Raw genomic sequence first — 14,618 nt, 5'->3', positions numbered from 1 at the left:
CGGCCTTTTTTTGCGCTTGCAGTGGCCTTGGCTGATCCGTGACACTGTTCAGCCAGCATCACGCCTTATTCGTTGTGGAGACTGCCTTCATGGCCAACGAACTCTATACCCGTACCAACCAGAAAATTTACTTCGCGGGTTTGTCCCTGGAAGCCCTTGGCCGTGCCGAGGAAGGAAAGGAGATGAACGCTATCGCGCTGGTACAGGCCGGGCGTGAAGCCGCGCTGTTCCACCTGTATGGCGCCTTGCTTGGCTTGTGCCATGAGATTGCCGGGTTCTACCGTCTGCCGCAGGCCGGCTCGCCGCGTGCGGAAATGATCATCCACCGGGATGTGCTGGAGTCCATGGCCATCCCGGAGTTGGCCGAACTGGTGGAGATGGCGCAAAGCCCGGACAGTTGGCTGGCGCGCTTGCTGGTAGCCCACGCGGAGATGTTCCAACCGCCACGGGTGAAGCACACGCCCAAAGGCGATGTGACCCAGCCGCTGATCGTGGCCGTAAGCCTGGACGAAGAAGGACCCGAGCCGTTGAGCCGGGAAGAGCTGGAAAGCTGGCGGCAGGAGCTGAAGAAGTTGGCCATTCGGTTTCGGGATGGATTGAACGAATGCTGAAGGCTTCTCGCTGACAACTACCGCTCTTGTGGCGAGGGAGCTTGCTCCCGCTGGGTTGCGAAGCAGCCCCAAGGCTTTTCAGGCCTGGCAGTGTCAGCTGTCGGAGGGCCGCGGCTCAGCCCAATGCGGGCAAGCCCGCTCGCCACAAGACTGATATAATGCCGGCCTTTCGTGGAGAACAGACTTTTATGCCAACGTCCTTTCTGGAAATTGTTGAGTTGCCCGACGGCCGAATCGAGCTGCGCCGGGCTGAGGACGAGGGTTCTCTGGTGATCTTGGATTTTTCCGAGGACGCAAAAGCGTTCCTGCAGGGCCAGCACGTGGAAGTGGCAAAAGCCATGTTGAGCGTAGGTGTGCAGATGGCGGGGCGCCTGGCTGAAGGCGAACCGGAAAAGGAAGACGGCCCGCGGATTCTTCACTGAGTCCGTCTGTCGACTTTTTTACAGGCTTCAATTGTGCAGATCGGCTTCTCAATTCTGAAGAAGCCTCGCGTCATGGCGGATCCTGACAGCTGTCAGTTACCCGCGTATCGTTTTATCCCAACCGAATGTTCAAGCTTTGCGCATCACCTGTGCGGGCGGCGCTGATCAGTTGCTGCCTGGCCGCTGTGGTCAGCGGGTTCAGCCAGCTGACCACCGTATGGCTACGGCCCAGGCGCAAGGCTTCGCAGGTCAACTGCTGGGCGCTTTGAGCACCACGGGGTTGCAGCAACAGGATGCGTTCGCGGTTCAGGCCGGCATCCCGCAACCAGGCCTGGGTCAGGCTGGATGGCGGGGCGATCAGCGTCAGCCAGCGGGCGTCCTGTTCCTCGCTCAGTTCGCGAAGGATCGGCGCCAACAGGCTCAGGCAGTTCCCGGCAGCACCGCGCAACGACAGTTCACTGAACGCCTCGGGTTCGGCGCTCCAGGGCGCTTCGACCACTTCCTTGAGGATGGGCGCAAGGGGCTGGGCCATAAAGGCCTCAAACAGCGACAGTTGAGTGTGTTGTGGGGTCTGTAGGAACTGCATGATGCCTCCGTTAGCGGCGAATAACGCCGACGCTCAAGCCTTCAATCACCAGGTCCTGATCCTTCAGGTTCACTTCAATCGGCGCGAATTCGGGGTTCTCGGCCAGGAGCCAGACCTTGCTGCCTTCGCGCTTGAAGCGTTTGACCGTCACTTCATCGCCGATACGGGCGACGACGATCTGGCCATTGCGGGCTTCACGTGTGGTGTGGACGGCCAGCAGGTCGCCGTCGAAAATGCCCACGTCCTTCATGCTCATGCCATGGACCCGCAACAGGTAGTCGGCACGGGGATGGAAGAAGGTCGGGTTGATGTTGCAGGATTCCTCGACGTGCTGTTGCGCCAGGATCGGCGCACCGGCTGCGACGCGGCCGATGATCGGCAGTGTCGACTCGTCGGCCTTGGCTTCGAAGCCAGGGATGCGAATACCGCGTGAAGCACCCGGAGTCATCTCGATCGCGCCTTTGCGGGCGAGGGCCTTGAGGTGTTCTTCAGCGGCGTTGGGTGACTTGAATCCCAGTTCCAGCGCAATTTCCGCTCGGGTCGGCGGGTAGCCGTTGTCATCGAGGCAGCGCTTGATAAAAGCCAGAATCTCAGCTTGGCGTGGCGTCAGTTTTAGCATGTTGATCGCTCTGTCTTTTTATACAGTGACTGGGATTATATACAGTGGACTGCGCTTGGCAATCACCGTTTTCAGTCACTCCGCTGGACGGTCATTTATCACCTGTCCTACACACTGGAGACAGCGCTGCCTACAGACCTTGGCGAATGTGATTAAATGGCTATGAAATAGCTGACCGGCCAGCCGCAAACCGACCTGCAGGCTTGACAAGACATAGCTTGAAACGTATGTTTCAAACAAGTGTTTGTCAGGCGGAGTAGCCATGGCCCAGTCGGAAACCGTTGAACGCATTCTCGATGCTGCCGAGCAGTTGTTCGCGGAAAAAGGATTTGCTGAAACTTCATTGCGGCTGATTACCAGCAAGGCCGGGGTCAACCTGGCGGCAGTGAACTACCATTTCGGCTCCAAGAAGGCGCTGATCCAGGCCGTGTTCTCTCGGTTCCTGGGGCCTTTCTGCATCAGCCTCGACCGTGAGCTGGAGCGTCGCCAGGCCAAGCCTGAAAACAAGCCAAGCCTGGAAGACCTGCTGGAGATCCTCGTCGAACAAGCCCTGGTGGTTCAGCCACGCAGCGGCAACGACCTGTCGATCTTCATGCGCCTGTTGGGCCTGGCGTTCAGCCAGAGCCAGGGCCACCTGCGCCGCTATCTGGAAGACATGTACGGCAAGGTGTTCCGCCGCTATATGTTGCTGGTCAACGAAGCCGCCCCGCGTATCCCGCCAATCGAACTGTTCTGGCGCGTGCACTTCATGCTCGGTGCCGCGGCATTCAGCATGTCCGGGATCAAGGCACTGCGTGCGATTGCCGAGACCGACTTCGGCGTCAACACCTCCATCGAGCAGGTCATGCGCCTGATGGTGCCGTTTCTCGCCGCCGGCATGCGTGCCGAAACCGGCGTCACCGACCAGGCCATGGCCGCCGCCCAATTGCGCCCGCGCAGCAAGTCAGCACCGGCCCCGGCCAAGGTTTAACCCCTCCCGGGTGTGCGCGGCCGCTTGCATCCGCTAAGCTAGCCGCCCATGCCGATTTCAGCTATTTATCCACAGCCCGTTGCGCTTGCTGAGCGTCCGTCTCCAGGTTCAATCCTGGCGATGCGATCTCGCGGGGGCTTCGGGCTGCGCGCGTTATTTAAGGAAGCTATATGACCCAAGCCCTGCAAGGCTCTTTGATGGTGGACGTTGCCGGCACCTGGCTGACGGCTGAGGATCGCCACTTGTTGCGTCAGCCCGAGGTGGGCGGCCTGATCATTTTTGCACGCAATATCGAGCATCCTCGGCAGGTGCGTGAATTGAGCGCGGCGATTCGCGCCGTGCGCCCGGACCTGTTGCTGGCGGTCGATCAGGAAGGCGGCCGAGTGCAACGCTTGCGTCAGGGGTTTGTGCGTCTGCCGGCGATGCGTGCCTTGGCCGACAACCCGAATGCGGAGCAACTGGCCGAGCAGTGCGGTTGGATCATGGCAACCGAAGTGCTGGCGGTTGGCCTGGACCTGAGCTTCGCCCCGGTGCTGGACCTCGATTACCAACGCAGCGCCGTTGTGGGCACTCGCGCCTTCGAAGGCGACCCCGAGCGCGCCGCCGTGCTCGCGGGCGCCTTCATCCGTGGCATGAACAGCGCCGGTATGGCGGCCACCGGCAAGCACTTCCCCGGCCACGGCTGGGCCGAAGCCGATTCCCACGTCGCCATTCCCAACGACGAGCGCAGCCTGGAACAGATTCGCGCCAATGACCTGGTGCCTTTCGCGCGCCTGAGCAGGCAACTGGCAGCCGTCATGCCGGCCCATGTGATTTATCCACAAGTGGACGCGCAACCGGCCGGCTTCTCCCGGCGCTGGTTGCAGGACATCCTGCGTGGCGAGTTGCAGTTCGACGGGGTGATCTTCAGTGACGACCTGTCGATGGCGGGGGCTCATGTGGTCGGTGATGCTGCCAGTCGTATCGAAGCGGCGTTGACTGCCGGTTGCGACATGGGCCTGGTGTGCAACGACCGCGCGGCCGCCGAGCTGGCCCTGAGTGCTGCCCAGCGCATGAAGGTCACGCCGTCGGCGCGTATCGCGCGGATGCGTGGCCAGGCGGTGGCGTCGACCGAGTACAAGCAGGATCCGCGTTGGTTGGCGGCGTTGGGTGCGCTGCGGGATGCTCAGTTGATCGACTGACAACTGCGGTGCGCCCTTCGCGAGCAAGCCCGCTCCCACATCCGACCGCATTCCTCCAGGGTATATGCGGTCAAATGTGGGAGCGGGCTTGCTCGCGAAGGCGATCTAACAGTCAGCGCTTTTCCTGCTTATGAGGCAACGGCGCAAACAACGCCTCGATATCCTCATTCCCCAACTTCCAATCCCCCGTCGTCCGCCCATCCAGAACGCCCGCCGCCAGATCAGACTTTTCCTGCTGCAAATGCTGGATTTTCTCTTCCACGGTGCCCCGGGCAATCATCTTGTAGACGAATACCGGCTTTTCCTGGCCGATGCGATACGCACGGTCGGTGGCCTGGTTCTCCGTGGCCGGGTTCCACCACGGGTCGTAGTGAATCACCGTGTCGGCTTCCGTCAGGTTAAGTCCGACGCCGCCTGCCTTCAGGCTGATCAGGAAGATCTGCAGCTTGCCGCTCTGGAAGTCTTTCACCGGCGTGCGCCGATCCCGCGTCTGACCGGTAAGCAGCGCATAAGCCACGCCACGCTTCTTCAACTCGGCCTCGATCAGGCTCAGCATCGAAGTGAACTGGGAAAACAGCAGAATCCTGCGCCCTTCGGCAAACAGCTCTTCGAGCATCTCCATCAAGCTGTCGAGTTTGCCCGAGCTACTGCCCTTTGCCGGCAGGGTTGCATCATTGACCAGGCGTAAATCACAGCACACCTGGCGTAACTTGAGCAGCGCCTCCAGGATGATGATCTGGCTGCGCGCCACACCCTTGCGGGTAATCTCGTCGCGGACTTTCTTGTCCATCGCCAGGCGCATGGTTTCGTACACGTCGCGTTGGGCTTCGTTGAGGTCGACCCAGTGGATGATCTCGGTCTTGGGCGGCAGCTCGGTCGCCACCTGTTCCTTAGTGCGACGCAGCAGGAACGGCTTGATCCGACCATTGAGGTGCTGCAATCGCACATCGCTGCCGCGCTTTTCGATCGGTACGCGGTAATCGCGGTTGAAGCTCTTCACGTCCCCCAGCCAACCCGGCAGCAGGAAGTGGAACAGCGACCACAGCTCGCCCAAGTGGTTTTCCAGCGGTGTACCGCTGAGGCACAGGCGCTGGCGGGCATTCAGCTCGCGGGCCGCCTGGGCCGCCTTGCTGTTGGGGTTCTTGATGTACTGCGCTTCGTCAAGGATCAGCACGTGCAAGGGCAGGGCGGCCAGTTGCTCGATGTCCTTGGGCAGCAGGGCGTAGGTGGTCAGCAGCAGGTCGTAGTCCTGCAACTGAGGGAAATGTTTCTTGCGCCCCGCGCCGTACAACGCCATGACTTTGAGCTGCGGCGTGAAGTGCGCCGCTTCGTCGAGCCAGTTCGGGATCAGGCTGGTGGGCATCACCACCATGCACGGGCGGTCCAGGCGTCCGGCGATTTTCTCGCTGAGAATATGCGCCAGGGTTTGCAGGGTTTTGCCCAGGCCCATGTCATCCGCGAGAATCCCGCCGACGTCGAGTTGGCGCAGCGACTGCATCCAGCTCAGGCCTTCCAGTTGATAAGGGCGCAACGTTGCGTTCAAGCCTTCCGGCGCTTCGCAGCTGAAATCCTTGATGTCCCGCAGGCGCTGGGCGAAGTTGCGGATCTTTTCGCCGCCTTCCCATTGCAGCGGCAGGTCTTCCAGCGGGTTCAGGCGAATCGCGTCGGCCTTGGCCAGGCGCAGCGCGGTGGTGCCGGGCTCTTGCAGGTAGAACTCGCCCAGGGTTGCCAGCACCGGTTTCAGCCGGCCATAAGGCAGCGCCACTTGCAGCGGGCCGTGGCCGTTGGGCAGGCCGGGAATGTTCACCAGGATCAGTTCGTCATCACGGCGCCGGGCGAGTTTTTCCGGGTTGAGGATCTCGGTGTGAGAGCGCATCAGGTTCAACAGGATCGGCAGAAGACTCAGGCGTTCGCCGTTGACGATGATCCCCAGCTCCAAGTCGAACCAGTCGCGCTCCGGCATCTCGTCGACGCTGGCGTACCAGTCGTCGACGGCGCTCAGGTCAAAACCGAAATCTTCGTCGATCTGTAGTTCCCAACCCTGGGCGCGCAGGTTCGGCGAGGCATTCAGGGTAAAGTTCAGCCACGCGCTGTCATTGACCATCTCGAACAGCTCGCCGGCGCTTTCCGGCAGGGCCTTGCTCTGGCGGGTGGCGATCTTGAAGCCCAGCAGGCGCAGCTGTTCGCGAAACTGCTGCTCCACCTCGGGGTGGCGCTTGATCCGCAGGCTCTGCTGTTCCTGGCGCACGATAATGTCGGCGTTCTTCTGGCCGCTGACGTAGTTGCCCAAATAGTTGAAGGACAACGCCGCGCGATGCTGGATATAACGCTGCATCTTGCCGTTGCGCGGTTCGAAGGCACTGAACTCGATACTCGCCAGCCACAGGCGCGGCACCGGTTGCACGTCTTCCATCACCACTTGCGGCAACACCACGCGGTTATCCAGCACCGCCTGGAGCTTCTCCAGCAACTCGGCATCCTGGGCCGCCGCCGGGTAGGCCAGGGTTTCCTGGACCTTGAGCAGCACGGCGGCGATGTGTTTGCAGTTGGTGTGCACGGGGCACGTGCAGCGGCTGTCCACCAGGATCAACGTGCCCTTGGCGGATTCGCGCAGCGAAATGGTCTGGCGGTAGACATTGCCACCCGAGCCTTCGCAGCTGGCAATGATGGTGCTGTCGCCGGACTCGACGATACGCACACGGTTTTCCAGGGCGTAGCGCCGGCCACGCTCGAGGCTTTGCTCTTTAAAGCGATTGGCCCACGAAGGGGCCAGGGGTTTGGTCAACGACGACGTCAGGGGCATGGTGCTGGATCAGTCCTGGACATCGGGCGGTGGAGCGCTGGGCGGCTTGGCGGTCAGCGAAGTGATCTTGATCAGCAGGGCGAGGTGGCCGCCGTCCAGGTAGTTGAGCTGGTTGTTCTTTGTGCGCACGTCTTGCTGGCTGAGGTGTTCGCTGGCGATGACGCTGCCGTTGGCGTCGAACTGGTTGACCCAGAAGTCTGCGTCGATATCGGTAAAGCGTCCAAGCTGCAGGTTCAGGGTACCTTCGATGGGGAACTGGCCGAACTGTTCCTGGCCATCGCTGATGGCCAGCTTCACCGGTTGCTCACCGAGATTCTGTTCCCAGGACTTGTGCAGCAATACGGTGTAGTCGCTGCTGGCTTGCAGCTTCTCGACAATATTGCCCAATCGTGGCGGGCTCATTTTGTCAGTCCCCAGGCGTGGTGCGCCGGCGTCCCAGTTTTCCGGCGCCGCACGGCTGTTGATCACCGGCTCGGCGTTCTGGCGCACCAGGATCATCTCCACCAGGTACGGGCTGTCGGCGAACGCCGAAGGGGCAACGACCACCAACAACAAGCTCAAAATGCGGAACAGGCGCATTGGGGTGTCCTTCAAGCAGATTTCGGGATGAGGCGCTCAAACAGCGCCTCCAGTGTATTAAAGCGTTCTTCGGCGCGTTCCATCGGCACCATGAATTTGAACAGCGTAGCCCCTTCGAACTTGTAGCGATTGGGCTGGCCCTGAATCAGCTTGATCAGCACCAGTGGGTCCACCGGCGTCTGCGCTTCGAATTCGATACGCCCACCTTGCGGCCCGGCGTCGACCTTCTTGATGCCCAGTTGCTCGGCCTGCAGTTTGAGCAGGGTCAGGCGCACCAGGTTCTTGGTCGGCTCCGGCAACAGGCCGAAGCGATCGATCATCTCCACTTGAAGGTCCTTGAGACCTTCTTCGTCGGTGGCCGAGGCGATGCGCTTGTACAGGATCAGTCGCGCGTGCACATCCGGCAGGTAGTCTTCGGGGATCAGCGCCGGCAGGCGCAGGTTGATCTCCGGGCCGCCACCCAGCGGTTGGTCGAGGTTCGGTTGTTCGCCCTTGCGGATGGACTTCACCGCGCGCTCGAGCATTTCCATATACAGGGTGAAGCCGACGGCCTGGATCTGCCCGCTCTGGCCGTCGCCCAGCAGTTCGCCGGCGCCGCGGATTTCCAGGTCGTTGGTGGCCAGCACAAAGCCGGCGCCGAGGTCCTGGGTGTTGGCGATCGCTTCCAGGCGCTTCTCGGCGTCGGAAGTGATCTGCTGGCGCGGCGGCGTCAGCAGATAGGCATACGCCTGGTGGTGGCTGCGCCCGACCCGGCCGCGCAACTGATGCAGCTGCGCCAGGCCGAACTTGTCGGCGCGCTCGATGATGATGGTGTTGGCGCTCGGCACGTCGATGCCGGTCTCGATGATGGTCGAGGCGATCAGCACGTTGAAGCGCTTGTGATAGAAGTCGCTCATCACCTGCTCGAGTTCGCGCTCGCGCATCTGCCCGTGGCCGATGGCGATCCGTGCTTCCGGCACCAGTTCGGCGAGGTCGGCGGCGCATTTCTCGATGGTTTTTACATCGTTGTGCAGGTAGTACACCTGGCCGCCGCGCAGCAACTCGCGCAGCAGGGCTTCCTTGACCGTGCTTTTGTTCTGCTCCATGACGAAGGTGCGCACCGACAACCGGCGCGCCGGCGGCGTGGCGATGATCGACAGGTCGCGCATGCCCGACACCGCCATGTTCAGCGTGCGCGGAATCGGCGTGGCGGTGAGCGTCAGGATGTCGACTTCACTGCGCAGGGCCTTGAGCTGTTCTTTCTGGCGAACCCCGAAGCGGTGCTCTTCGTCGATGATCACCAGCCCGAGGTTCTTGATCTTCACGTCATCCGACAGCAGCTTGTGAGTGCCGATGACAATGTCGATCTTGCCTTCCGCCAGGTCGGCGATGGCCGCATTCACTTCCTTGGCCGATTTGAAGCGGCTCATCACCTCCACAGTCACCGGCCAGTCGGCAAAGCGGTCGCGAAAGCTGTTGTAGTGCTGCTGGGCGAGCAGGGTGGTGGGGACGAGGATCGCCACTTGGCGGCCACCGTGCACCGCAATAAACGCTGCGCGCATTGCCACTTCGGTCTTGCCGAAGCCCACGTCGCCGCACACCAGGCGGTCCATCGGCTTGGGCGCCAGCATGTCGGCGCGCACGGCGTCGATGGTGGTTTGCTGGTCCGGGGTTTCTTCGAAGGCGAAGCCGGCGCTGAAGGTGGCGTAGTCGGCTTTTGGGTCGGCAAACGCATAACCTTCGCGGGCGGCGCGACGGGCATAGATGTCGAGCAACTCGGCGGCCACATCGCGTACCTGTTCGGCGGCCTTGCGCTTGGCTTTCTGCCAGGTCTCGGAGCCCAGGCGGTGCAACGGCGCGAGGGCGTCGTCGCTGCCGGTGTAGCGGGCGATCAGGTGCAGGTTGGCCACGGGCACGTAGAGCTTGGCGCCCTCGGCGTATTCCATGGTGAGGAATTCGGCCACCTGGTTGTCGATCTCCAGGGTCTGCAGGCCCAGGTAACGGCCCACGCCGTGGTCGATATGCACCACCGGCGCGCCTTCGCGCAGCTCGGTGAGGTTCTTGATCACCGCATCGTTGTTGGCATCGGCGCGCTTTTCGCGGCGGCGACGCTGCATCACCCGTTGACCGAACAGCGGGCTCTCGGCAATCAGTGCCAGGGCCGGGTCGTCCAGCAGCAGCCCTTCGTCCAGCGGTGCGATGGTGATCGCCAGGCGATCCTTGCTCGCGACAAAGTCCGGCCAGCTGTCGACGGTTTTCGGCCGCAGCTTCAGGCGTTCCAACAGCTCCAGCAGCACCTCGCGGCGCCCGGCGGACTCGGCGGTAAACAGCACGCGGCCGGGGAAGTCACCGAGGAAATTCGACAGTGCTTCCAGCGGCTGGTTGGCCTTGGCTTCAATCGCCAGGTTCGGCAGCGCTTGCGCCGGGAAGCGCTCGCGGCCGGCGCCTGCATCCACGTCCTGCTGGCTGGCGACTACCCGCGGCCAGTTTTTCAGGCGGGCGAAGCAGTCTTCCACCGGCAGGAACAGTTCGGCCGGTGGCAATAAAGGACGGGACGGGTCGACGCGGCGTTCTTCATAACGGTTGCGCACGTCATTCCAGAAATTCTCCGCCGCCTGTTCGATGCCTGGCAGCGAAAACACCTGGGTGTCCTGGGGCAGGTAATCGAAGAGCGTGGAAGTTTCGTCGAAGAACAGCGGCAGGTAGTACTCGATACCGGCGGGGGTAATCCCGCTGCTCAAGTCCTGGAAGATCGGGCAGCGACGGAAGTCCACGTCGAAGCGCTCGCGGAAACGTGCCTTGAAGCGCGTGACCGCGTCTTTTTGCAGCGGGAATTCCCGGGCCGGCAGCAGCTTGATCGACTGCACCTTGTCGATGGAGCGCTGGTTTTCCGGATCGAAGGTGCGCAGGGTTTCGATTTCGTCGTCGAACAGGTCGATCCGGTAGGGCAGTTTGCTGCCCATCGGGAACAGGTCGATCAACGCGCCACGCACGGCGAACTCACCGTGCTCGTACACCGTGTCGACGCAGCGATAACCGCTGGCCTCAAGCCGGGTGCGCATTTGCTCCACATCGAGCTTCTGGCCGATATCCAGCACCAGGCTGCTGCCCAGCAGGAACTTGGTCGGTGCCAGGCGGTGCAGGGCCGTGGTGATCGGCACCACCAGCACGCCGTGGGCCAGTTCCGGCAAGCGGTACAGGCTGGCGATGCGCTGGGAAATGATGTCCTGGTGCGGCGAGAACAGATCGTAGGGCAGGGTTTCCCAGTCCGGGAAATGCAGTACCGGCAAATCGGGGGCGAAGAAACTCAGCTCCTGTTCCAGCCGCTCGGCACTTTGGCTGTCAGCGGTGAGCAGCAGGGTAAAGCGCTTGGCAGCGCTGGCAGCCTCGGCGATGGCCAGGCTCAGGGCGGCACCGGGCAGATTGCCCCAGTGCTGTTTACCTGCCGCGGCAGGGAGAAGCGGTAGACGCAGAACGGGCACGGAAGGTTGAGCTCCAAGCGTTGCGACAAAGTCGGTAATTGTAACGGCCCGGAGTGCCGCCTGTCAGTTGCTGACTGAGCCTATTACGGTTTGTAGGAAATGTAGTGGCTAAGACAAACAAAGGTGCCTTTTGACTCATTATGTAGTGCCGAAATCGGTGTATGTTTCGGAGGGTTACGGACACTTTGTCACATTGGTCCAACAGGGGGTGCGCTGGAAGCCGCGTATTTACTGGGCTGCAGAGGGGCGATATTTTTTTGCAAGGGGTTTTGTTGCGGGCCGCGCATTGCTCCGAGGGCGGTCGGGCGGCATAATGTAGCCCCTTTTTTCTGCCCCTACATGTGGAAGGTTCCCGTGACTCAGAAGCCCGACCAGTGTCTTGGTGAATGGATCGACCGTGAAGCACTCGCTGAAGCGATGATTCCGCTTATCGGTCAGCTATACCGCAATAACAACGTGGTGAGCTCGATCTATGGCCGCAGCCTGATCAACCAATCAGTCATCGCGATTCTCAAGGCTCATCGCTTTGCTCGCCATCGTTCTGCCGACGATAGCGAACTCTCCGTCCACGAAACATTCCCTCTGCTTAAAGCCATGAGCGAGCTCAAGCTCGGCGCGGCTTCGGTAGACCTGGGCAAGCTGGCCTATAAATTCCGCAAGGAAGGCGCTGGCCGCACCGCCGAGCAGTTCGTACGTGAAGAAATGGCCGACGTGGTTGGCCAGCAAAACGCCGCAGCCCGCAAAGGCACCGACGTTGTGCTGTACGGTTTCGGTCGTATCGGCCGCCTGCTGGCGCGCATCCTGATCGAAAAAACCGGTGGCGGCGACGGCCTGCGCCTGCGTGCCATCGTGGTGCGTAAAGGTGCTGAAAACGACCTGACCAAGCGCGCGAGCCTGCTGCGTCGTGACTCGGTCCACGGTCCGTTCAACGGCACCATCGTCATCGACGAAGAAAACAACACCATCACCGCCAACGGTAACCTGATCCAGGTGATCTACGCGAAGAACCCGTCTGAGGTGGATTACACCCAGTACGGCATCAAGGACGCACTGCTGGTGGACAACACCGGTGTGTGGCGTGACGCCGAGGGCCTGGGCCAGCACCTGGCGTGCCCGGGTATCGACCGCGTTGTCCTGACTGCGCCTGGCAAGGGCAAGCTGAAGAACATCGTGCACGGCATCAACCACGGTGAAATCACCGCTGACGACAAGATCGTGTCCGCCGCTTCCTGCACCACCAACGCCATCGTGCCGGTGCTGAAGGCTGTGAATGACAAGTTCGGCATCGTTAACGGTCACGTTGAAACGGTTCACTCGTACACCAACGACCAGAACCTGATCGACAACTTCCACAAGGGCGATCGCCGTGGCCGTAGCGCCGCGCTGAACATGGTGATCACCGAGACCGGTGCTGCCACCGCTGCTGCCAAGGCCCTGCCTGAGCTGGCCGGCAAGCTGACCGGTAACGCGATCCGTGTTCCGACGCCGAACGTGTCGATGGCCATTCTCAACCTGAACCTTGAGAAAGCCGCCACCCGTGAAGAGATGAACGAGTACCTGCGCTACATGGCGCTGCACTCCGATCTGCACAAGCAAATCGACTTCGTCAATTCGCAGGAAGTGGTTTCCACCGACTTCGTGGGCTCGCGCCACGCCGGTGTGGTGGACGCTGAAGCGACCATCACTCAAGACAACCGCGTTGTTCTGTACGTCTGGTACGACAACGAATTCGGTTACAGCTGCCAGGTGGTTCGTGTGATGGAAGACATGGCCGGGGTTAACCCGCCAGCATTCCCGCGCTAAGCATCAGCGGTAAATGAAAAAGCCCCGACTGGTTCGGGGCTTTTTTATGTCTGTTGTTTTTGTGTTGCTTGTACCGGCCTCATCGCAGGCAAGCCAGCTCCCACATTTTGATTTGTGAATACATTTCAAATGTGGGAGCGGGCTTGCTCGCGAAAGCGGCCTATCAAGCGCCGCCGACTATCGAAGCCTGCGCGGTACGCAGTTCATGCCGGTTGCCCTTGAACAGGATCAATGTGGCGATCAAGCCCAGCACCGCCGCGCCGCTGAGCCAGATGCCCGGTGCGGCCTTGTTGTCCAGCACGTGGATCAGGTAGGTACACGCCGCTGGTGTGAAACCACCAAAGGTCGCCGTTGCCAGGCTATAGGCCAGGGAGAAGCCGGTGGTGCGCACTTCTACCGGCATGATCTCGGTCAGCGCTACAACCATCGCGCCGTTGTACGAGCCATACAGGAACGACAGCCAGAGCAGCACGATCAGCAGATGGCTGAAACTCGGGTTGGCCACCAGCCAGGACAGCGCTGGATAAGCGGTGAGGATCGCCAGAATAGTCGCCCCCAGCAGCAGGGGCTTACGCCCGATCTTGTCGGACACCGCGCCCATCACCGGCAGCCAGATGAAGTTCGAGATGCCGACGCACACGGTGACCAGCAGCGCGTCGAAGTCCGAAAGGTGCAGTTCGGCCTTGCCGAAGGTCGGGGTGTAGGCGGTGATCAGGTAGAACGACACGGTGGTCATCACCACCAGCGCCATGCCGGCGATGACGATGCCGAAGTTCTGGCCGATCGAGCGGACGATTTCCTGCAGGGTAGGGCGGTGTTTGCGCGCCTGGAATTCCGGGGTTTCTTCCAGGGAGCGACGAATCACGAAGATCACCGGCACGATCAGGCAGCCGATCAGGAACGGCACGCGCCAGCCCCAGTCACCCATTTCTTCCGGGCTGAGCCAGTGGTTGAGGCCTACGCCCAGCAGGCCGGCGAATACCACCGCAGCTTGCTGGCTGGCGGACTGCCAACTGACGAAGAAGCCTTTGCGGCCTGGAGTGGCGATTTCCGCCAGGTACACCGACACGCCGCCCAGTTCGACACCGGCGGAGAAACCTTGCAGCAGGCGGCCGAACAACACGATCAGCGGCGCCGCGACACCCAGGGTGGCATACCCGGGAACGCAGGCGATCAGCACGGTACCGGCGGCCATCATCGCCAGGGTGATCACCAGGCCCTTTTTACGGCCGTGACGGTCGATATAGGCACCGAGGAAAATCGCGCCCAGCGGACGCATCAGGAACCCGGCACCAAAGGTCGCCAGGGACAGCATCAGGGACGCGAACGCGCTGTCGGTGGGGAAAAATGTCTTGGCAATGGCCGTGGCGTAGAAGCCATAGACCATGAAGTCGAACATCTCGAGGAAGTTACCGCTGACAACGCGAAAGATCGCCTTGCCCTTGCCCGTTGTAGTGGACATGTCATGCACTCATTTTGGCTATCTTATTAGTAATCCCTGGTCGCAACCGTCCTTGCTGTTGAAGCTCTGGCACGAGGCTGGCGCTGAACAGTTTTGTAACGATATGTGTATAAGCCACCAC

At 61.4% G+C, this 14,618-nt stretch carries 11 protein-coding genes; 5 read left to right on the top strand and 6 right to left on the bottom strand.

Annotated elements, in window-relative coordinates:
* Positions 1-89: 89 nt before the first annotated feature.
* Both HX824_RS03315 and HX824_RS03310 read left to right on the top strand, forming a co-directional pair.
* Positions 90-611 carry a DUF6586 family protein gene (locus tag HX824_RS03315; protein ID WP_003218971.1) on the top strand — a complete coding sequence of 174 codons (522 nt, stop codon included), beginning with the start codon at positions 90-92 and terminating at the stop codon, positions 609-611.
* A gap of 188 nt (positions 612-799) precedes the next feature.
* On the top strand, positions 800-1,033 hold the full coding sequence (locus HX824_RS03310; RefSeq protein ID WP_003218969.1) for a hypothetical protein: 234 nt from the start codon (positions 800-802) through the stop codon (positions 1,031-1,033).
* 112 nt (positions 1,034-1,145) lie between these two features.
* Here HX824_RS03310 and sulA read toward each other — a convergent pair whose 3' ends face one another.
* Entirely contained in the window at positions 1,146-1,619 is a 474-nt protein-coding gene (gene sulA, locus HX824_RS03305) for an SOS-induced cell division inhibitor SulA (RefSeq protein ID WP_003218967.1), read from the bottom strand.
* Positions 1,620-1,629: 10 nt separating this feature from the next.
* Complete coding sequence (lexA, locus tag HX824_RS03300; RefSeq protein WP_003172575.1) at positions 1,630-2,238, bottom strand: transcriptional repressor LexA; 609 nt, start codon at positions 2,236-2,238, stop codon at positions 1,630-1,632.
* A gap of 262 nt (positions 2,239-2,500) precedes the next feature.
* On the opposite strand from lexA, the gene HX824_RS03295 reads away from it, so the two are divergent.
* Complete coding sequence (locus HX824_RS03295) at positions 2,501-3,208, top strand: TetR/AcrR family transcriptional regulator (protein ID WP_102368389.1); 708 nt, start codon at positions 2,501-2,503, stop codon at positions 3,206-3,208.
* 170 nt (positions 3,209-3,378) lie between these two features.
* Positions 3,379-4,389 (top strand): beta-N-acetylhexosaminidase, encoded by a 1,011-nt coding sequence (gene nagZ, locus HX824_RS03290; RefSeq protein WP_102605709.1) that lies wholly within the window; start codon positions 3,379-3,381, stop codon positions 4,387-4,389.
* Positions 4,390-4,501: 112 nt separating this feature from the next.
* Here nagZ and HX824_RS03285 read toward each other — a convergent pair whose 3' ends face one another.
* Genes HX824_RS03285 through mfd form a run of 3 tightly spaced genes read right to left on the bottom strand, consistent with a single transcriptional unit; the run spans position 4,502 to position 11,232 of the window.
* Positions 4,502-7,192, bottom strand: a complete 2,691-nt coding sequence (locus HX824_RS03285) for a DEAD/DEAH box helicase (protein WP_003218960.1) — start codon at positions 7,190-7,192, stop codon at positions 4,502-4,504.
* 9 nt (positions 7,193-7,201) lie between these two features.
* Entirely contained in the window at positions 7,202-7,771 is a 570-nt protein-coding gene (locus HX824_RS03280; protein ID WP_003218957.1) for a CsiV family protein, read from the bottom strand.
* 11 nt (positions 7,772-7,782) lie between these two features.
* Entirely contained in the window at positions 7,783-11,232 is a 3,450-nt protein-coding gene (gene mfd / locus HX824_RS03275; protein ID WP_003218956.1) for a transcription-repair coupling factor, read from the bottom strand.
* A 339-nt stretch (positions 11,233-11,571) separates the two neighbouring features.
* Between mfd and HX824_RS03270 the strand changes: the two genes are divergently transcribed.
* The gene (locus HX824_RS03270; RefSeq protein WP_023659083.1) at positions 11,572-13,035 is read left to right on the top strand and encodes a glyceraldehyde-3-phosphate dehydrogenase; all 1,464 of its coding nucleotides are present in this window, start codon (positions 11,572-11,574) and stop codon (positions 13,033-13,035) included.
* Positions 13,036-13,198: 163 nt separating this feature from the next.
* Here HX824_RS03270 and HX824_RS03265 read toward each other — a convergent pair whose 3' ends face one another.
* A complete protein-coding gene (locus HX824_RS03265) occupies positions 13,199-14,497 on the bottom strand; it encodes an MFS transporter (RefSeq protein ID WP_003218952.1) in 1,299 nt (432 codons plus the stop codon).
* Positions 14,498-14,618 lie beyond the last annotated feature (121 nt).

The sequence above is a fragment of the Pseudomonas sp. D4002 genome (assembly GCF_013385665.1).
Classification (GTDB): Bacteria; Pseudomonadota; Gammaproteobacteria; order Pseudomonadales; family Pseudomonadaceae; genus Aquipseudomonas.
This window is presented reverse-complemented; position numbering and strand designations above follow the sequence as displayed.

Coding starts and splice junctions, on each gene's coding strand:
- HX824_RS03265 (WP_003218952.1), bottom strand. CDS start 14,497: ATGTCCACTACAACGGGCAAGGGCAAGGCGATCTTTCGCGTTGTCAGC.
- HX824_RS03315 (WP_003218971.1), top strand. CDS start 90: ATGGCCAACGAACTCTATACCCGTACCAACCAGAAAATTTACTTCGCG.
- HX824_RS03295 (WP_102368389.1), top strand. CDS start 2,501: ATGGCCCAGTCGGAAACCGTTGAACGCATTCTCGATGCTGCCGAGCAG.
- HX824_RS03310 (WP_003218969.1), top strand. CDS start 800: ATGCCAACGTCCTTTCTGGAAATTGTTGAGTTGCCCGACGGCCGAATC.
- HX824_RS03285 (WP_003218960.1), bottom strand. CDS start 7,192: ATGCCCCTGACGTCGTCGTTGACCAAACCCCTGGCCCCTTCGTGGGCC.
- sulA (WP_003218967.1), bottom strand. CDS start 1,619: ATGCAGTTCCTACAGACCCCACAACACACTCAACTGTCGCTGTTTGAG.
- HX824_RS03280 (WP_003218957.1), bottom strand. CDS start 7,771: ATGCGCCTGTTCCGCATTTTGAGCTTGTTGTTGGTGGTCGTTGCCCCT.
- lexA (WP_003172575.1), bottom strand. CDS start 2,238: ATGCTAAAACTGACGCCACGCCAAGCTGAGATTCTGGCTTTTATCAAG.
- HX824_RS03270 (WP_023659083.1), top strand. CDS start 11,572: ATGTGGAAGGTTCCCGTGACTCAGAAGCCCGACCAGTGTCTTGGTGAA.
- nagZ (WP_102605709.1), top strand. CDS start 3,379: ATGACCCAAGCCCTGCAAGGCTCTTTGATGGTGGACGTTGCCGGCACC.